Source organism: Arcanobacterium pinnipediorum (genome assembly GCF_023973165.1).
Lineage (GTDB): Bacteria > Actinomycetota > Actinomycetes > Actinomycetales > Actinomycetaceae > Arcanobacterium > Arcanobacterium pinnipediorum.
Genome location: NZ_CP099547.1, coordinates 1872626 through 1892286 on the forward strand (window position 1 = coordinate 1872626; position 19661 = coordinate 1892286).

A 19661-nucleotide genomic window follows, 5' to 3' on the forward strand; every position below is an offset into this window, starting at 1 on the left:
TCATAGCGCCGAAAGGTGTTCCTTGTGACGATTTGGTTCGTGCCGATATAACAACGAATTTGTGCCGATATATCAACGAATCAGTGAAATAGTGGCGTTAATGTTAGGTATGTCTTAGTTAAAACTATAATTTATCGTTCCTATATGTGGTTACATGATTAGGATGACCGAAATAGTCCCAATATGGATTTTCGGCTGAAAGTCGTCACCTACTAATAAAGGAATAAGAGTTAATGGTGAAATTAACTTCTAAAATAGTTGCTGGATGTCTCGCGATGAGCGTGATGTTCGGCTATCAGGTAGTTACTCCCCATCAAGCGTATGCTGAGGGTAATACTGTTACTATCACGATGGAAAAAGACGGTAAAGAAGCAACCGTAGACTTTTCTTCTCTCGATGAGAAACTTGGTTATTCTCGCCCGACCGGCCCTGGGAACAACAACGTTTTGAATTGGCCAGGGCGCAGTGATGCTAACTATCTACGTGATCGTCGAATCTTTTTAGGGTGGTCGCCAGAAAAGAGCTACACGGGAGCACCAGAGCAAAAAATTTATCGCGACACCGACACTATCGGAACGGTTGTTAATGATTTGGGTACCGAAAACATTAAGCTGTACCAAACATTCCTTGATTTAACGGCGCTTCAAGATCTAGCTGTTTCAGGTCTTGCCAAGGGCAAGATTTCGATTAGTGAATCCCAAACGCCGGCGTCAGTTTTAGGTGACAAGGCGAATATCGAATCCCACGAGGGGTTTGACGATCCAGCAGCAAAAACTCGTCAAATCACTGCTGAGTTTGATGAAAAGAATTTCGATGACGGTAATATTCCCGTTCAGTTAACGTCGTCGTTCACTTTTACCGACAATCGGGTGCCTTTCATTGTTATGGAAAACCCGCTGGGTGTTATTGCTGATGCCGAGAAGATTACCGATTTTAGCGGCAAGGAAACGAAAAATTATTCTTTCGAGGATCTTGAGCTGTCATTTGATGATCGCTTCGAGGTTGCGAGTGAAATGAATAATTTGGAGCTAACGTCAGCACTATACCGTGTGGCGGCAGTTTTGGATGAAAATTACCAGCCATTGGAATCAACGATCGTTCGCCCGGAAAACGGTAACTTAGTTTCACGGTTCTCATTTAAGAACCCAGATAAAAAGAAGAAGTTTATTGTGCGCACAGTCGTACGTAACTTTGGATCCAACTATGGCAACGCAAACGAAACGAATTCAAGTTCAACCATCGCTTCGGCTACCGCGCAACAGACGGTAAATATGAGCTTGACCTCTGGTGATGCTGGAAACATTTCGATTACTAAAGAAACCGCGCAAGAACTTGCCACTACTGGGCAAACAGCTAAGATAACCGGAGAAATCAACGGATTTTTACATATTGTGAAACCGGATCTAGGGTTTTTCTTAAACTTTGTTGCCGGTCCTATTTTCACCCAACTTAATAATGAAATTAAGGCTAAGTATGTAGCTGGTGATTTCCGAATTCCAGCATCGAACGACGTCGGAATTAAGTTTGTAGAAAACAAGACTAATCCTGATCAAGACGGCGATGGCGTTATCGACGATGTAGATAAGTGTTCTGGTACGCCGGAAGGTGCTGAGGTTGATGGTGATGGTTGTGCGGTAGCGCCAACTGTTGGTGTTGATTCGTTTGTTATTGCGGGTGAAAAGGGTAAGGCGATTACCGAGGTTGTTATTCCGTTGATGAATCCTGGTAAGGTGTCAGGGCTGAGGTGTCTGGCAGTTGATGGTGTGCCTGCTGGTTTGAGTGTGGCTATGTCTGAAAATGGTCAGGCGTGTGTTATTTCTGGAGTGCCGAGTGTTGATACTGTGAAAGATCAGCCAGTTAGCGTGAAATTTGCTTTCCTTATGCCAGATCGTGGTCTGATTCCGGGTGATGTTACTGTTTCGGGTGTAGCTAATGTGACTCTTCGTGCTCTGGACCTGACTCCAGCACAAAAAGAAGACAAACCGGTTCTTACGGTAGTTACCGCGACTGAGCCAGTTTTTGGTGAGCCACATGTGGATGATCCATCTTCATGTAAAGTTCTTCCGTTTGTTACTGTGGGGGATGTTGAAGGTGTGTCCTATGTTGTTAAGGTTGGCGAGGATGTTCTCCAGCCTGGTCTTAATGGGAAATATGTCTACGATTATGGTCAAACAGTTGTTGTTGATGCAGTTGCGCAGCCGGGATATAAGCTTGACGGTGAAACGCATTGGTCATTTACTGCACAACTTCCACAGTTCTGCCAGGATGATGATCACGATAAGGTGATTAACGTACTCGATCAGTGTTCTGGTACGCCGGAAGGTGCTGAGGTTGATGGTGATGGTTGTGCGGTAGCGCCAACTGTTGGTGTTGATTCGTTTGTTATTGCGGGTGAAAAGGGTAAGGCGATTACCGAGGTTGTTATTCCGTTGATGAATCCTGGTAAGGTGTCAGGGCTGAGGTGTCTGGCAGTTGATGGTGTGCCTGCTGGTTTGAGTGTGGCTATGTCTGAAAATGGTCAGGCGTGTGTTATTTCTGGAGTGCCGAGTGTTGATACTGTGAAAGATCAGCCAGTTAGCGTGAAATTTGCTTTCCTTATGCCAGATCGTGCTCTGGTTCCAGGTAACATCACTGTTCCGGGTGTAGCTAATGTGACTCTTCGTGCTCTGGACCTGACTCCAGCACAAAAAGAAGACAAACCGGTTCTTACGTCCGTTACCGCGAATGAGCCAGTCTTTGGTGAGCCACATGTGGATGATCCATCTTCATGTAAAGTTCTTCCGTTTGTTACTGTGAAGGATACTGAAGGTGTGTCCTATGTTGTTAAGGTTGGCGAGGATGTTCTCCAGCCTGGTCTTAATGGGAAATATGTCTACGATTATGGTCAAACAGTTGTTGTTGATGCAGTTGCGCAGCCGGGATATGAGCTTGACGGTGAAACGCATTGGTCATTTACTGCACAACTTCCACAGTTCTGCCAAGATGATGATCTCGACAAGGTGATTAACGTACTCGATCAGTGTTCTGGTACGCCGGAAGGTGCTGAGGTTGATGGTGATGGTTGTGCGGTAGCGCCTAGTGTTGGCCAGATCCCAGCGATTACCGGCACGGTTGGTAGTGCGATTGATGCTATCTCTATCCCAGTAATGAATGAAGGGAAGAATACTGGACTGCAGTGTACTTCAGATTCATTGCCGGCTGGATTATCTGTGGCACTAAATGCTGCCGGTGATGCATGTGTAGTAACCGGTATGCCAGTGACGGCTGTGGGCAATCAGCCTGTGAATATCACTATTTCCTACCAGCGCCCGGATGGAGATCAAACTCAAGATCGTCTCATTGTGGAAACTGTAGCTACGATCAATGAGCAAGTTATTCCACCGCGCTGGAACGATACAGGTGAGGTTGTTCCAGGTGGGACTATTGTTTTTGAAAATCTTGGTGGCCCAACTCTGCCAGGCGTTCGTGCTATCGGCATTTCTGGTCCTATCGAATCGGCACAGCTAGGTCAAAATGGTGAAGTTACGATTCAAGCGAATGCAGAAGCGACCGCAGGCGAGACGATCATCGTCCACATCGTCGATGGTCAGCAAGCCTTGATTGACACGATCACAGTTACGATACTCAAGCCAGCTGATCCGGTTCTTACGGTAGTTACCGCGACTGAGCCAGTTTTTGGTGAGCCGCATGTGGATGATCTATCTTCATGTAAAGTTCTTCCGTTTGTTACTGTGAAGGATACTGAAGGTGTGTCCTATGTTGTGAAGGTTGGCGAGGATGTTCTCCAGCCTGGTCTTAATGGGAAATATGTCTACGATTATGGTCAAACAGTTGTTGTTGATGCAGTTGCGCAGCCGGGATATGAGCTTGACGGTGAAACGCATTGGTCATTTACTGCACAACTTCCACAGTTCTGCCAGGATGATGATCTCGACAAGGTGATTAACGTACTCGATCGGTGTTCTGGTACGCCGGAAGGTGCTGAGGTTGATGGTGATGGTTGTGCGGTAGCGCCAACTGTTGGTGTTGATTCGTTTGTTATTGCGGGTGAAAAGGGTAAGGCGATTACCGAGGTTGTTATTCCGTTGATGAATCCTGGTAAGGTGTCAGGGCTGAGGTGTCTGGCAGTTGATGGTGTGCCTGCTGGTTTGAGTGTGGCTATGTCTGAAAATGGTCAGGCGTGTGTTATTTCTGGAGTGCCGAGTGTTGATACTGTGAAAGATCAGCCAGTTAGCGTGAAATTTGCTTTCCTTATGCCAGATCGTGCTCTGGTTCCAGGTAACATCACTGTTCCGGGTGTAGCTAATGTGACTCTTCGTGCTCTGGACCTGACTCCAGCACAAAAAGAAGACAAACCTAAGCCTGAGGATAAGCCTGAGGATAAGCCTGGTGACAAGCCTGAGGATAAGCCTGGCGACAAACCTGGTGAGAAGCCTGGTGACAAGCCTGGTGAGAAGCCCGGCGAGAAGCCCGGCGAGAAGCCCGGCGAGAAGCCTGAGGATAAGCCCGGCGAGAAGCCCGGCGATAAGCCCGGCGACAAACCTGGTGAGAAGCCTGGTGACAAGCCAGATGTTAAGCCAGATGTTAAGCCAGATGTTAAGCCCGAATCTGATGTTGTGAACAAAGAAAACACGACACACAAACAGGTGACAGATCAGCACCAAACTTCGGCATCGGACAGTCAATTAGCAAAGACTGGAGATAACAGCCTAGTTGCGATTGTATTAGCAACACTATTGGCTCTGATGGGTAGCCTAGCAATTCTGGGTGGACGAAAGTTCACAAAGTAACTCCGCTGGCACCACTCAATAGCTAAGGACGCGATAACGATCAAACCAATCGTTATCGCGTCCTTTTCATTCCACCAAACGTGACTCACATTCGCCGAATAAACTCTTCACGTTCGGCACGTAGATCTGCCACGCCGGGTACCTCCACGGCCGGCAATTCAGCTACGTCAACCCCGGTTGCCATCGAAATGAGCATATCGGCAAGCTGGGGATTACGTGCCAAAACTGGCCCATGCATATATGTGGCAAAAATAGAACCCTGCACAACGCCGTCGATCCGCCGACCATCGACCTCAGTTACGTAACCCTGCGGTGTCCCTTCCAAAACAGTGTCCGGATCTAGCTCACGCGAATCGTTAGTTTGTACCGGAGCAACACCGGGTACACCGTTGCCCGTACCGAAAGAAACAAAACCAAACGGTGTTGCATCTGGACCAAGCGCTGTGCCACCACCATGATTTTCAAAACCATAAAGAGTTTCAGTTACTCCACGGCCAACGAGTCCCGGCCCGGGTTCACTGCGCAACTCACCGATCGCACGCAATCCTTGCGGAAGAGTGACGACGTCGAGCAGGCCAGCACCCGCGGTTTTCGTTCCCGCTGCGTCAGTATAGTAGGTGCCGAGCACCTGCAACGCTGCACAGATAGCTAAAACGGGCCGGCCAGCCGCCACAGCACGAGCCAATCCGTGATCGGTTGTGAGTTTGCGAGCCGCAATGCTCTGCGCAATATCTTCACCACCGCCTAGAGTATAGATATCGAGAGAATCTGGGATAGCATCATCAATCCCAACATGGACAATCTCGGCATCAACCCCGCGAGCCTGGGCTCGAAACGCTAAAATCTCCGCATTACCCGAATCACCATAGGTGCCCAGCACTTCAGGAAGAATAACTCCAATACGCAAACTCATAAGTCATATCCTCGTTTCCTTAACGCCACGAGAGTATCTCGGAAAGACGTATAGTTGAGCACGACGTCGACCTCGCCTGGCTCGGTAGCAAGAATCGCCGCGACCGGATCGGCAACAAATTCGGCGTCGACCCCGGCATAGTGCAGACGAACGTTTAAATCTGCACCGCGCTGCCCACACGCCCATACTCGTCGGCCATGCAACTCGGAAAACTCAACATCCCATAGCCACGACAAATCCACCCCATCGGCGACTTGCCCATTAATGCCGACCACAAGAGAAGCATCCGTGCGCAACATAGTCAACGATTCTTGCCACCCGGCTGGATTCTTTGCCAAAAGCAACCGCACATTACGTCCCTCAATAGTGACATTGGCATAACGGCCTGCAACCGAGGAAACCTTTGCGATTCCACGTCCAGCCGCAGCAGGTTTAACACCAATAGCACAAGCAGCCGCCAGAGCCTGGGTAGCATTGGAACGATTAGCACGCCCCGGAAGCTGAACAAACACATTCGTTGTTCCATGAGGACCATGAATATCCATCGGTGAACCCGGCTGGAAATCACAACTAGGTGCCGACCATGACCAATGCGGATAAGGGCGAGCAAAAGAATGAACGTCAGTAGCATCCGAAGAACCATCGGCATCTAGCGAGATCGCCCGCCACCACACGTGAGTATCATGACCCGAAGCAAACGGAACGTGGGTATCGGAACGTCGATGAACGTCGTCGTCGCCATAAACAATGATCCCGCCGGTGCGCGGAGAAGTCAGCGAATCCCCAGACCACCCTTGCCCGGCAGCAACCCATACAGGATTCTCCGAATCCCAAGCGGCGGAGGTAATAAGGGGATCGTCGATATTGGCGACGACGGTGGCCGATTTATGATCGTTGATCGCCTGGCGTAAGCGTTGTTCGATAATGGAGATTTCACCAACACGATCGAGCTGATCGCGGCTCAAATTCAGGTAAACAAAGACGTCGGGATCAACTTCGTTAGCTACCTGAGGGATCCACATTTCATCTACTTCGAGTACGGCGACGTCGGCGTTCGGATTTTCGAGAACAGCGGCTAAGATGCCGGGCCGCATATTATCGCCACCACGATTCGTGGCGACGGTGAGCCCGCCGGCGGCAATAGCCTCAGTAATCATTCGGGTAGTGGTGGATTTGCCGTTGGTGCCGGTAACGATAATGACCTTCATGTTGGAGGTGATGTCGCGCAGCAGGCGGGGAGAAATTGTGGAAGCGACCCGGCCGCCAATCATGCCGCCAGAGCCGCGGCCAGTGATGCGCGAGGCGGTTGCGGCGAGGCGTCCAGCGACGATGCCGGCAGTGTTTCGTAAGCCAAGAAATCTCATGAGGATTATTCTACTGCACCTGTGAGGTGGCTGGAATATGCTCAGGTGGGTGGCCTGGAATATGCTCAGGTAGGTGGCCAGGAATATGCTCAGGTAGGTGGCGGGGGATTTGCTGGCGCGCACACCGGCCCGCATTCATTCATATCTGTGGTGTCGGTGCAATAATTGTTCAAGATGCAACGTCTATTATCAACCGAGGGGGAAGCTCGTGCGGAAATCGTATTCGGCTCAACAGAAATTGCGTGCTGGTGTGATTGGTGCCGGCGCTCGTTCACATTTGGCGCTTAAATGTGAAACGGAGGCTAATAATTGCACGATTGTTGGAGTGTGCGATCCGAGCTTGGACGCGCCGCGACGAGTGGCGTTGCGGTTGGGCCGTGAGCTGCCGATTTATTCAACTGTGGACGAGCTTGTGGCGGCCGGTATTGATATTGCGTTCGTGACTTCTCCTGACGATACTCATCACGAGGTTACGGTTGCTTTGCTGCGGGCGGGAGTGGCTGTTTATTTAGAAAAACCGTTAGCGATCACGATGGTGGGGGCGAACGAGATTCTCCAGGTAGCTTACGAAACGAAGACTCCGCTTTACGTTGGGCATAACATGCGGCACATGAATGTGGTGCGCCAAATGCGTGAGATTATTGCGCGCGGTGAGATCGGTGAAGTTAAGGCGATTTGGTGCCGGCATTTTGTTGGCTCTGGTGGCGATTTTTATTTCAAAGATTGGCATTCACAACGCGCGCATGTCAATAGCTTGTTGTTGCAAAAAGCGGCGCACGATATTGATGTGATTCATTGGCTGGCTGGCGCGTACACCGATTCTGTGGTGGGAATGGGTGGCTTGACGTTATACGATCAAATCCAAGATCGTGGCGGTCAGGGCGATAAGTTGATGCATGAATGGCATAGTTTGAAGAATTGGCCACCGTTAGCTCAAACAGGGATGGCAGACGTGATCGACGTCGAAGATTTGTCGATGATGTTGATGCATTTAGAATCTGGGGTTTTCGCCTCCTACGAACAGTGCCACTATACGCCTGATTATTGGCGGAACTATACAGTTATTGGGACCGCTGGCCGGGTGGAGAATTTTGGTGACGGTGAAGGTGGCGTTATTCGAGTGTGGAATCAGCGCACGTTCTATAACCCGGACGGCGATGTGCAATATCCGATTGTCGGGGATGCTCGTGGCCATGATGATGCCGATCAGCTCACTGTCAATGAGTTTGTGCGGTTCGTGCGCGAAGGCGCTGTAACAGATACTTCACCGCTAGGTGCTTGGCATGCGGTGGCAGCAGGAATTGCAGCAACTGATTCGTTACGTAATGGGTCGAATGCGCGGAAAATTGATTTCCCGGCGGAACATATTCAGCAATATTTTGCCGATAATCAGCCGGCGTAGTTAGTGCCTGGGTAGATTGTGGGTGTTTGGCGGAGTTGATGCTCGATGGAGTTGATGCGCGGTGTTTGGCTTGGATTTGGTGAGTAATTTGCTCCCGGTGGAGTGGGTGCTCGATGGCCGCACAGTAACTCGCGGTCGGCATTGCGAGCATTGTCTGATATTATGACTGGTTTTGATCGTGATTTTGGTTAGTGTGCGCCTAGAGTTGTTACAAAACCGGGGTATATGGGGTGATCACCCCGTATATGAGGACATCGCCCCATATACCCCGGTTTTGCGACACATAAACAGCGGTCTTAGCCCGATGTGCACGAGGAATCGCCCGTTAAGTCTGGATTTATAGGTCTAAGTCTGTAGTTTATTGGCCGAAGTCTGAAACTGAGATGGAAAATGCCCGGATCCTGCGACCCGGGCATAAAAAGGCTCTTCGCGTTTTGGCGGGGTGTGGAGATGCAGAAGTGGTGAAGGTAGTTCATGCTTAGAGTGTGAATCAAAAACTTGAACGTACCTTCACCGCTTATGATCCTACCGTAATTCTTGCTCGGCTTGTGAGTTTGAAAGATATTCGCGTCTTGGCGTATCACCGTCATGGCTCTCAACAGGAAATCGAAATTGAACAAGTCCTTAAGAGACCAACATGCCCACGTTGTGAAAGTCTTGCACGCGTTAAAGAAAGGCCAAGAGTACGGTATATAGATTTACCTGTCTATGGTCGGTCTATGAGCTTGTTATGGCGTAAGCACCGCTGGTATTGTCCAAACGTTGCATGTGATGTTGGTTCATGGACAAGTCAAGATAAACGTATTGCTGCTCAACGTTGCCAGATGACTACCAGGGCAGCTAAATGGGCGACCCAGCAAGTAGGCATGGGACGAACAATTAGCGAAGTCGCAGCTGAACTTGGTTGTTCTTGGCACACAGTCAATGATGCAGTAACTATGTATGGTCAAGTGTTACTACAAGCAGACCGTAAGCGTTTAAACAAGACTCACGCAATCGGGCTTGATGAAACAAGTTTCGTTCGCATACAAGGACACCGCACAAGTTATGTCACTACGGTATGTGACGTCGAGCATCATCAAATCATTGATATTATCCCAAGCTGTAACTACATAGACGTAGCCCGCTATTTAAAAGACCAGCCCAACGCTTGGAAAGCACGAATCCGCTATGCCACTTTAGACATGAGCCCAACATACCGTGCTGTGTATAACGTGGTATTACCCCAGGCAACTCAAATAGCTGATCATTTCCATGTGATTACGTTAGCCAATCGTGTGTTAGATACTGTACGTAGACGCGTACAAAATCAGACCTTGGGACACCGTGGGCATAAAAAAGATCCTTTATACAAGATTCGGCGTTTACTGACATATGGTAGTGAAAAACTACTGCCAGCAATGGTCCAGCGTCTAGAAAGCATGCTTGTGTTAGGAGATCCTCACGCTGAAGTAGCGATTGCGTATCGGATAAAAGAACGCTTACGAGAGTTTTATCAGCAAACAGATCTTGGTGTTGCGACCACCATGCTTGCAGAATTGATACAAACATGCCTGGATGTGGCTATGCCCCCAGAAATTCAGCAGCTAGGACGCACGCTACAACGATGGCAGCTTCAAATCTTGGCGTATCATCAAACGCATCTTTCTAATTCCATCACCGAGGCGTTAAACAATCTCATCAAACGTATTAAACGTATCGGATTTGGGTTCACGAATTTCAACAACTATCGCATTCGTGCATTACTGTATGCCGGTAAACCTAACTGGAGACTGCTGCATAATATCTTCGTGTAACCTGTTTACCAGTGAGAAGATCACAAGGCATTTTCTATCATCGAGTGTTGCTCGCACTAACACCAACGGGTTAACAAAGACAATGTATGTTGCTTACTTTTGTATAGTTATTCCGGGCCACTAAAAATCTCATCACCACCACATTAACGCCAACGAAAACACAGCTGCTAACTTTAAAATCACTACACCAGCACCTGATACTAGGCCAGTAAACCCACCGAGTAACAACGTTTCACCCCGCCAAAACGCGAAGAGCCCATAAAAATTCGACTCAGCGGGATAATTCACCACTGAGCCGAAGAGCGCGCTCGAAGGGACTCGAACCCCCAACCTTCTGATCCGTAGTCAGACGCTCTATCCGTTGAGCTACGAGCGCAGCGTTCCTTGGAACGTCCTCTAGCTTACAACTATTTTTTCTCAGATGCGAACTAGAAAACGTGGCATAGGAAACACTTCCATTTGAAGGAGAAAATAGGCAGCTAAAGAAACGTGTATTGAACGATTCCAGGCGAACAAAGGCGACACATGTTTTTTCTATTTCCCAATTACTGTGTCATGATTCATCGACTTTGAGTTAAAGTCTATTTTGGTAGAAATTATGGAGCTGTCAGCGCAGACAGTTTTATCGCAAGCAAAGGAGCTTGGTAATGAGATACCAGACGCGGAAAAATTCACGTCTATTCAACATCACAGTAGCCTTGGTTGCTTGTGCAATACCAGTAGCGATGATGCCGCAGATTGCACTAGCACAACCGGGGCAAGCACAAACAGGGCAAGCACAACCGGGGCAAGCAGAAACAGTAACGGTGCAGGCATCTGCTGATTCCACGCTACAATCGTGGGCGGATGAAAAAGTTCATAGCATGAACGCAAAACCCTATATTGCTGCGTTACAGCCGCAAGGGCACGGGATTTTTGGTGAGCGTTTTGAATCAACAGACACCACAGATGGAACAGATGCAAAAACTGCGATGATCACCTTCGATCTATCAGGTTTGAATCAGATACCACAAAACGCGACTCTTGATTTGACGTATCTAGGATGGGCTGGCGGGCATGTTCCACAGGCAGATGATACGAATACGATCACAATCGTCGCTGTTGACGATCACATCTGTACAAATAACGCTCAATCGTGCGCTACTGGAGAAGCAACATGGGCAACACGGCCACGATTTAATGGAGAAGATGGCCGCGCTGTTGCAGTATCTCAACCTTTCGCATTTGGAAACGAACGCTACAGTGACCACATGAATGTGCACAATCCAACCACGGTGTCGGTAGACGTAACCGCAATTCTTGCTAAGGAATTTGCTAGCGGCGACGATCATAAGATGGTTACCTTGATGGTTGGCGAAAACAAGCATTACGATATGCGTTTTGCCAGTACTGAAGGTGTTGGAACATTCAACGGCGCAACCAGTGACATGGCACCGAAACTACGTCTGACGATGCCAGAAAAAGACAGTTATTTATCAGTCAATGCGCCAGATAAGAACCGCTATCAAATCGGTGAACCTTTCGATCCAGCCGGTATGGAAGTCAAAATAATTTCACGTACGAACAATACTGAAACGATTTTGACCCCAGACCAGTACACCGTCACAGGTATCGACTATGACGTCAACCAAGTCGGCGCACACGCCATCACTGTTACCGCGAACGACGACGAAACTCTCACCACCACATTCTTGGTCTACACGCTGGGAGAGACAACTGACGAAGGTGAGCTTTCCACCGCGGACGATGACATGTTGTGGTACACCAAACCTGCCTCTCAAACTAAACTTCGGCTCAGTGCTGGAAGTGTAGGAGAAGGAGAGAATAACCGCTGGCAGCAAACTACTCTTCCGATCGGCAACGGAAAGATTGGCGGAACTGTTTGGGGTGAAGTCGGAGTTGAGCGCATAACGTTCAATGAAGAAACGTTATGGACAGGCGGCCCTGGAACCGTTGATGACTACAATGGTGGAAATAACGAGAACAAAGGACGAGAAGGCGTACGCCTGCGTGAACTCAACCGCCAGTTACAAGATGGTGCAGACACCGTCGATCCGGGAGCGCTTACTGGTGGTGAGGATGCTCGCCAGCAAGGATCCTACCAAAACTGGGGAAATATCGAGATCGACTATGGGTTTGGTGACGATGCACAATACACCAACTATCGTCGAGATCTTAACCTCAGCAAAGGGCTTGCAACGGTCGGTTTCACCCATAACGGCACTGATTACACCCGCGAATATTTCGCCTCAAATCCAGATGATGTGATGGTTGCTCGTCTAACAGCCAACGGCGACGAGGAGCTCAACCTTACTATTTCTCTCAATGCCAACCCGGGTTTTTCCAAAAAAGATGCTTCGAGCACAGTAAACGCTGACATTCTCACTGTTCGCGGTGCGTTAGGCAACAACGGATTGATCTACAACTCCAAGATCAAAGCCGTCACAGATTCGGGAACAATTGGCGCAAGTAGCAATGGTCAGGCACTTACTGTTTATGGAGCACGTGAGGTTATCCTCTATATTGCCGCAGCTACCGATTTCGAGTACGACTACCCACGCTACCGTACCGGTGAAGATGCCGCCGCAGTTGATGCTCGCGTTGCACAAAGCGTACAAAAGGCGGCAAACAAAGGCTACGGAAAAGTGCGATCCGACCATATCGCTGACCATTCATCTCTCTACTCGCGTCTCACACTTGACCTTGGCCAACATGAGACAGACGGCACGAAGCTCACCACCGAAGAACTTCTTGACGCATACAGTGCTGGAACAGCAACTACGGCTCAAAAACGCGAACTCGAAACCGCCGTCTATCAATATGGCCGGTACTTACAGATCGGTTCGTCTCGTGAAAACAGCCCATTGCCAGCAAATCTTCAAGGCATCTGGTCGTCCACAGCCGATGATAACGCACACGGGCGTACCCCGTGGGGTTCAGATTTCCACATGAACGTCAATTTACAAATGAACTATTGGCCAACCTACTCAGCGAACTTAGCAGAACTAGCTCAGCCAGTTATTACGTATGCTGCGGGCTTGGTTGAACCAGGACGTGAAACAGCACGAATCTATGCTGGTGCACATACTCAACCAGGTACTCCACCAGGTGAAGGCGCTGGCTACATGGCTCACACCGAAAACACCGCTTACGGTTGGACAACGCCGGGCGCTGCATTCTCATGGGGATGGAGTCCGGCAGCAATGCCGTGGTTACTACAAAATGTGTATGAAGCATACGAGTATGGCGGGGATCTCAACCAGTTGCGTACCGAGATTTATCCACTGTTGAAAGAAGAGTCAAACTTCTATGTTGATTACATGTTGCATAAAGGCTTCCTGCCAGCAGCTGACGGTCAGCCACGCCTAACCACCGGCGTTGCCTACTCGGCAGAACACGGACCTTTAGGAACTGACGGTAACACCTATGAAAGCTCTCTCGTATGGCAAATGCTAAATGACGCTATCGAATCAGCGCAGGCACTCGACGTCGACGATCACTTAGTAGGAAACCTGGATAACTGCCGGGTCGAAAACTGGGCAAAAGATAACAACGGCGAATTTAGCGATTCGCAAGCAAACCGGTCTTGGATGTGTGCGCAAAGCCTACTGAAACCAATCGAGGTGGGCCATAGTGGGCAGATCAAGGAATGGTATTTCGAAGGAGAACTTGGCAAGAAGCAGGATGGTTCGCCAATTCCGCACTATCAAGTAAACCATCGTCACATGTCGCATATGCTCGGTTTGTTCCCGGGTGATCTTATCACTGTGGATAACCCGACCTATATGGATGCCGCTAAGACGTCGATGACGTACCGTGGCGATGATGCAACTGGTTGGGGAGTCGGGCAACGTATCAATTCGTGGGCACGTACTGGAGATGGAAACCATGCCTACCAGCTGATTGAGAAACAACTCAAGAACGCAATGTACTCCAACTTGTTCGACGTCCATCCTCCGTTCCAAATTGATGGAAACTTTGGCAACACATCTGGTGTGAACGAAATGTTGTTGCAATCAAATTCAACGTTTGTTTCGACTAGCGGTCAACGTTTCCACAACTACACCAACATTCTTCCAGCGCTTCCAGATGAGTGGAGCGACGGAAATGTTCGTGGCCTGAGGGCACGCGGTGGTTTTTCGGTGGGTATTGACTGGAAGGAGGGCAAAGCAGAGCGCGTCATCCTTGAGTCAGTTAAGGGCAATCAGGCAAACATTAAGGTGACGAAGGGTGATGCTGGAAACTACAGTATCGTTCGTGTTCCAGCACTGGAGGCTTCTGGTTTCGGATTCCGTCAGGCAGTAACGTCAGAGCCGGTGGATGCGACAGTCGTGGAGAATGCTAACGGTGAACGCATCGTGTCTTTTGATACTCAACCGGGCGATATCTTCGTCATGACTGCACGCTCAGAAACTGTTGCGGTCACGGATCTAACGATTACGGGTAAGGCCGATATGAGTGTTGGCGAGAAGCAATTGCTGATGGTAGTTGTTGCGCCAGAGAGTGCAACAGATGCGGCAGTTAGTTGGAAGTCGGCGAAGCCAGAAGTTGCGAGTGTGGACGAAACAGGACAGGTTAGTGCGCTAGCATCTGGAACGACGACGGTGACGGCGACGTCGGTTTCGAACCCAGATGTGACGGGCACGTTTGAGGTGATGGTTACGGTGCCGGATGTGCCTGACGTTCCGGAGGTGCCTGATCCAGATGTGCCTGACGTTCCGGAGGTGCCTGATCCAGATGTGCCTGACGTTCCGGAGGTGCCTGATCCAGATGTGCCTGGCCCGGACGCGCCTGCCCCGGACGCTGAAACTCCTGACGATCCCACTTTGCCCGGAGACCAAGGTGGGGATGATGGAGACAAACCAAGAGGAGATGAGCCAAACTCACCGGAATCGGATAAGGGTACTGGTGGCATCTCAGATACGAACACCTCATCTGATGGCGGTAAGTCTGATAATTCGGATACGAAACTTGTAGATGATTCTGCGAAAATAACGCGGTCACAACCACAAGCGAAACATGATAGTGCGAAGAAACTAGCAACAACAGGAATATCTGGAATGTTTATGCTAGTTACTGGTTTAGGGATGGTACTTGTTGGTGCTGCGTTGTTTGCTTCGCGGCGTCGTGAAAGCTAACTAGGTTACCGGGAAACTGAGAATAAGGTAAAAATCCTTACTCGAAATAAGCGTTGCGGCACACATTTTAATGTGTGCCGCAACGCTTATTGGGGAAGAAACTATGTTCTATTAGTTCAGTGGGGTGAGTTGTGCTGCGCCGAAAGAAACGGAGAACTGGTCACACCAAAGATCAACGCTCTTCCATTCAGAAGGATTGAAATCGGCAGGTAGGTCGTAGACGTGATTACCGGTGTTGCCTTTAATTGGCGCTACGTCCAAGTGAGGGGAGTTTCCTGCGGTTTGGTTGCCGTCGCTACCTGTAACTACGTCAGCTTTGGAGAGCCACACGTGAACGTCTGGACCATTGGTAGTGTCAAGGTTTTCAAAAACGAGTTGGTGTTTGCCTGATTCGAGGCGAACAATTCGAGCCATACCAGTAGTGTCGTGGGCGTGGGTGACGAAGGTGCCTTCTGCGATCACTGCCGGACCATTCGATTGATCCTCAGTTTGCTTCTCCATTGCACTATCGGTTTCTTTCGACGTGCCAGAATCGGTCTCAGACACGGAAGGAATAGTAGGCAGGGCGTCGTTGACGTCCTTATCGATAAAAGCCAGCCAAGGCTTAAAAATCAAGGCCGCAGTAATTAAAACGACAAGGAGGATCGGTGCAGCAATAAGGATAATTTTTTTCATGAGAATCTTTCGTTATTTAATAAGTTGAAGCTAGGCCTGCGTCAGATGAAACTGTTGAAGGTTTCTCGACTTCTTTATGAAGTCTTCAAGACCGCAGGTTTGCTTCTCGTTAAGGTCAACGTTACTTGTTTATGGTTTATTCCCGAAAAGTTAAAATCAGAATAATTTCGACACGCAGCCTCGGAGTTTTCCTATACTAAGTGGCAGCTTGCCGGAAGGTAGTATTGAAGTTAAGAATGCAAAGATGTTGGGCTTGAGGCCTAGCACGCACTTTCAGGTAACTCGTGGCTCTGCTGCTCGGTCGCCAAGTTTGAAATACCCCCCGCGTATGCGGGGAAGAGATATGGTTATCGCAATTAGTCGATCCTATGAGTACGACGTTGTAGGAGCGCTCCTAGAACTCGGATTCATCACTAAACGCGACCTTACAGTTCAAAAAATTAAAGTCGCTCTCGCGGACGCTACAGACAAAGAACTCGTCGATGAGATCAGTCGCCGCCTAGAAAACGGCAACCGAGAAGAATTCGACAAGCCCCTACGCCCAGTCCCAGACCTTGACGACGACAGAAACTTGTCGGAGCCGGATATTAACCTAGAAGCAGCTTCACCACACGGATACGAATACGATCAATAAAAAGAAAGGCGACCCCTTTAACCCTTGACTCTCGAAGAATTAGAACAATTCATTGAAAGCCACGGGGTCGCCGTAATCTATAAACCAAACCTACCAGTACCAGGATCATACAATCGCGAGATGAAAAGAATAGCGTTAAACGCATGCCTACAATCCATGCCGAAGAACGCCATATCAACACTCGCCCACGAGTTCGCCCACCACCTGCTCGGCCACGATGGGCCACAACCACCAACCGAGGAAGAACGAGCAGACCGTCTAGCTGCACGCCTGCTCATCTCCCCTACCGAGTACGATTTAGCAGAAAAGCTCCACAATGGACACCCCTCAGCAATCGCCGAAGAACTCGACGTGACCTGCTGGATCGTCAAAGCCTACCAAAACACACTATGTGCGATATAGAATCGCTGCTAATGCTTGCTGGGGGTAATGTTTACTTATCAGCTTCGAGGGCTTCCGTGTTGACACTGGCGTCTAGGTGAAGCGTATGCGCAACCTTCTCCAACGCTTGGACATTTCGATAACCTAACTATTCCACTTGACATAGGTTAGATGGGGTAGTAAACTAATAATCAGAAAGGAGGTGAACATGATAGAACATGTAGGAGAAATCCTTGCCGGACTTGGAGCATTTCTAATAGGCATTGCAAAACTAATCGAAGTCACCAAGCCCAGCAAGAACAAAAAGAAGCGTAAATAGCTTCAAATTTTCCCCTGAACCATCAGGGGAAACCCTCCTAGATAATATCTCGAAACCATGAAAGAACTCAAAACGTACACAGGTACAGTAGCCATAGTCATAGGTGTGATCGTCGCATTCACAAGCTTACCAGTCCTCGCGAAAATTGTACTCGGAACAATCGGACTCGCTTGCGGTCTACATGCGCTCATAGTCACCCTCAAAGAACGGAAGAACTAATGCCCACACGCTACCTTTCGCTACACGGGTACGCCCAGCGCGTAGGCATCGCCTACAGTACAGCCCGAACCTACCAAAATCAGAAACGGCTAGCCCCACCAGACGCAATCATCGGAGAAGGAAATGCAACAACCTATGGTTGGCTCCCCGAAACTGTCGACAACTGGCAAATAAACCGTCCAGGGCGTGGTGCTAGAACCGACCTGCAAAAATAAACAGTAAGCCCCAGCAAGCATTCTCGCCTGCTGGGGCTTACCTATTGTTTTAAAACGCTAGGTGATAAATGTTAATACCCAAAACTAAAAGAATTCCTACACACAGAGCCGCTGTAAATAAGAAATCAGCCCAAAAACAAACCTGAAACAACCACCGATGCTGATCCATCATCGCATCCACACAACTACGAGCACTACGACGCTTAGGGAAAGACCGCACAGCATAAGCCTCAAACAAGGCAAGGAACGGGCGTAGCCGGGTCATAGACACAAACGAACTCAAACTGCCGTCATGCCCAGTTTCGTCTTTACCTTCGAACTTTTGAGTTTCACTCACTTGCCGAGGGCTAATATCTGTGCGAGACTTCGGCGCATCATCAGCAGCCGGCATTTGATTATCGTCCAGAGACGAGCCTTTATACTCCAAGGAGTTTCCTTCTATACTGCAAAGCAGCAAGCGACACATCGAAATAGTCAGCCAGAAGAAGCTCAGCTAGAACCCGCCCATAAGCAGAGTCGCTATTTTCTAATTTTCTCCTCAACTCTGGCGCTGGCATCAGTAATTCGGCCGCAAACTCATTCGCATAAATCTCTGACGCAGTACCGCGTCCCTCATCAGAACGTGCATCAACGAAGTCACCAGACTCATCTCGATGACTAACGAGATGCCCAACCTCATGAGCACACGTGAAGCGTTGCCGATTAGTGCTCTGGTCGCGATCGATATAAATATCTGCCTCCATGTCTGTTTTACGGAGCATACCGTAAACGTCATCGCCAAGCTCAGACATAAACACAGACGCACCCAGCTTTCGAGCAATAACAATCGGATCGACAGGATATTCGCCATTCCAATGCACTTCAAGAACATCTGCCGCGTCCTTACGCGCCATTTCACGGATTTCACCGACAGTTTTACCAGTAAACACTTTTCACACCTCCCACCATTCTCCTGTAAGTCATTATAAGACTAACAGGGGTCTTATTGTCTAAATATAGACACTGATAGCCGGCAAAAACACTGACAGGGAGGTGTGGGTAAGGATTTTGGCGATCTGCTCGCCAGTGAGGTACATTTTTTCTTTCTTGGCTTAGTCGCGTGGTATTTTCACGCCTTAGCGGGATTCGTGCTGATAATTCCTTGCTCGATAGCGTATTCGCACATGGACGATAAGATACCTTGGGCGTTGCGTATGCTTTTTGGTGAATAGAATCCGCCTGTGCTCGTCAAGAAAATCAACCAATCGCGATTCACTCGATAGCTGACACCTCAACAGGAGGCGCCTCCAAATGCAAGCCCTCTGCCATACCCTGCAACGCGCGCTCCATGTGCCCACTATTTGACACGCGTATAAGCCATGCTCATTGCTACCGTCGAATGTCCCATGATCGCTTTAATAATCTCCGGGTCAACACCAATAGTTAACAACAGCGTTGCAGTCGTGTTGCGGATTTCGTGCCCCACATAATACCTCTGACCTTTATGTACGTCCGCCTGGTCTTGGAGCTTACGCCACTGTGCGCCGTCATACTTCTTATTGCGTATCCTGCCATCCTGTAGCGGCCACACTAACCCGTGAGGAGGCGGCGGTGAAACAGCTTTCCACGCCTCTAGATAGCTGCGAACTACGGGGATCATAGGGATAACGAAATTCTTGCCCCGTCCGCGAATATTTTTTGTGGGTACGAGGTGATAGGTGCCCTCTAGCTGTTGATAGTCGTAGCCGTCTGGATAGTCGAACGTTCCAAGCTCTTTGTGAAATACCCCCGCGTATGCGGGGAAGAGTCACTTGATTAAAACCCCTCGGAGTATCA

Annotated in this window: 13 protein-coding genes, 1 tRNA gene and 1 CRISPR repeat array (1 of these 15 cut by a window edge); of the genes, 7 read left to right on the forward strand and 7 right to left on the reverse strand. The window is 49.2% G+C overall.

Annotation, left to right across the window (positions count from 1 at the left end; translation table 11 throughout):
* The first annotated feature begins 233 nt into the window (after positions 1-233).
* A complete protein-coding gene (locus NG665_RS08330) occupies positions 234-4790 on the forward strand; it encodes a hypothetical protein (protein ID WP_252673235.1) in 4557 nt (1518 codons plus the stop codon).
* 85 nt (positions 4791-4875) lie between these two features.
* Here the strand turns inward: NG665_RS08330 and NG665_RS08335 are convergent, their stop codons facing one another.
* Both NG665_RS08335 and NG665_RS08340 read right to left on the reverse strand, forming a co-directional pair.
* Positions 4876-5703: a type 1 glutamine amidotransferase gene (locus NG665_RS08335; protein WP_252673236.1), complete on the reverse strand. Its 828-nt coding sequence runs from the start codon at positions 5701-5703 to the stop codon at positions 4876-4878.
* Positions 5700-7067 (reverse strand): Mur ligase family protein, encoded by a 1368-nt coding sequence (locus NG665_RS08340; protein WP_252673237.1) that lies wholly within the window; start codon positions 7065-7067, stop codon positions 5700-5702. The genes NG665_RS08335 and NG665_RS08340 overlap by 4 nt, the downstream gene beginning before the upstream one ends.
* A gap of 21 nt (positions 7068-7088) precedes the next feature.
* Between NG665_RS08340 and NG665_RS08345 the strand changes: the two genes are divergently transcribed.
* From NG665_RS08345 to NG665_RS08355, 3 genes are all read left to right on the forward strand, one after another.
* Positions 7089-7232: a hypothetical protein gene (locus NG665_RS08345; RefSeq protein ID WP_252673238.1), complete on the forward strand. Its 144-nt coding sequence runs from the start codon at positions 7089-7091 to the stop codon at positions 7230-7232.
* Between the two features lie 43 nt (positions 7233-7275).
* Complete coding sequence (locus NG665_RS08350; RefSeq protein ID WP_252673239.1) at positions 7276-8469, forward strand: Gfo/Idh/MocA family protein; 1194 nt, start codon at positions 7276-7278, stop codon at positions 8467-8469.
* A 485-nt stretch (positions 8470-8954) separates the two neighbouring features.
* Entirely contained in the window at positions 8955-10265 is a 1311-nt protein-coding gene (locus NG665_RS08355) for an ISL3 family transposase (protein ID WP_252672639.1), read from the forward strand.
* A 303-nt stretch (positions 10266-10568) separates the two neighbouring features.
* Here the strand turns inward: NG665_RS08355 and NG665_RS08360 are convergent.
* Positions 10569-10641: transfer RNA gene (locus NG665_RS08360), tRNA-Arg, on the reverse strand.
* A 271-nt stretch (positions 10642-10912) separates the two neighbouring features.
* Here NG665_RS08360 and NG665_RS08365 point away from each other — a divergent pair.
* Entirely contained in the window at positions 10913-15403 is a 4491-nt protein-coding gene (locus NG665_RS08365; protein WP_252673240.1) for a glycosyl hydrolase family 95 catalytic domain-containing protein, read from the forward strand.
* 111 nt (positions 15404-15514) lie between these two features.
* Here the strand turns inward: NG665_RS08365 and NG665_RS08370 are convergent, their stop codons facing one another.
* Positions 15515-16078, reverse strand: a complete 564-nt coding sequence (locus NG665_RS08370) for a DM13 domain-containing protein (RefSeq protein ID WP_252673241.1) — start codon at positions 16076-16078, stop codon at positions 15515-15517.
* Positions 16079-16421: 343 nt separating this feature from the next.
* On the opposite strand from NG665_RS08370, the gene NG665_RS08375 reads away from it, so the two are divergent.
* The gene (locus NG665_RS08375; protein WP_252673242.1) at positions 16422-16712 is read left to right on the forward strand and encodes a hypothetical protein; all 291 of its coding nucleotides are present in this window, start codon (positions 16422-16424) and stop codon (positions 16710-16712) included.
* Positions 16713-16736: 24 nt separating this feature from the next.
* Positions 16737-17114 (forward strand): ImmA/IrrE family metallo-endopeptidase, encoded by a 378-nt coding sequence (locus NG665_RS08380; protein WP_353888237.1) that lies wholly within the window; start codon positions 16737-16739, stop codon positions 17112-17114.
* 781 nt (positions 17115-17895) lie between these two features.
* Here the strand turns inward: NG665_RS08380 and NG665_RS08385 are convergent.
* The 3 genes from NG665_RS08385 to NG665_RS08395 all read right to left on the reverse strand — a co-directional run bounded on the left by NG665_RS08385 (position 17896) and on the right by NG665_RS08395 (position 19485).
* Positions 17896-18273, reverse strand: a complete 378-nt coding sequence (locus NG665_RS08385; protein ID WP_252673244.1) for a hypothetical protein — start codon at positions 18271-18273, stop codon at positions 17896-17898.
* Positions 18263-18775 (reverse strand): ImmA/IrrE family metallo-endopeptidase, encoded by a 513-nt coding sequence (locus NG665_RS08390; RefSeq protein ID WP_252673245.1) that lies wholly within the window; start codon positions 18773-18775, stop codon positions 18263-18265. Before NG665_RS08390 ends, NG665_RS08385 begins: the two co-directional genes overlap by 11 nt.
* A gap of 407 nt (positions 18776-19182) precedes the next feature.
* Entirely contained in the window at positions 19183-19485 is a 303-nt protein-coding gene (locus NG665_RS08395; RefSeq protein WP_252673246.1) for a tyrosine-type recombinase/integrase, read from the reverse strand.
* A gap of 117 nt (positions 19486-19602) precedes the next feature.
* Positions 19603-19661: a CRISPR direct-repeat array (repeat unit 30 nt); it runs 576 nt beyond the window's last position.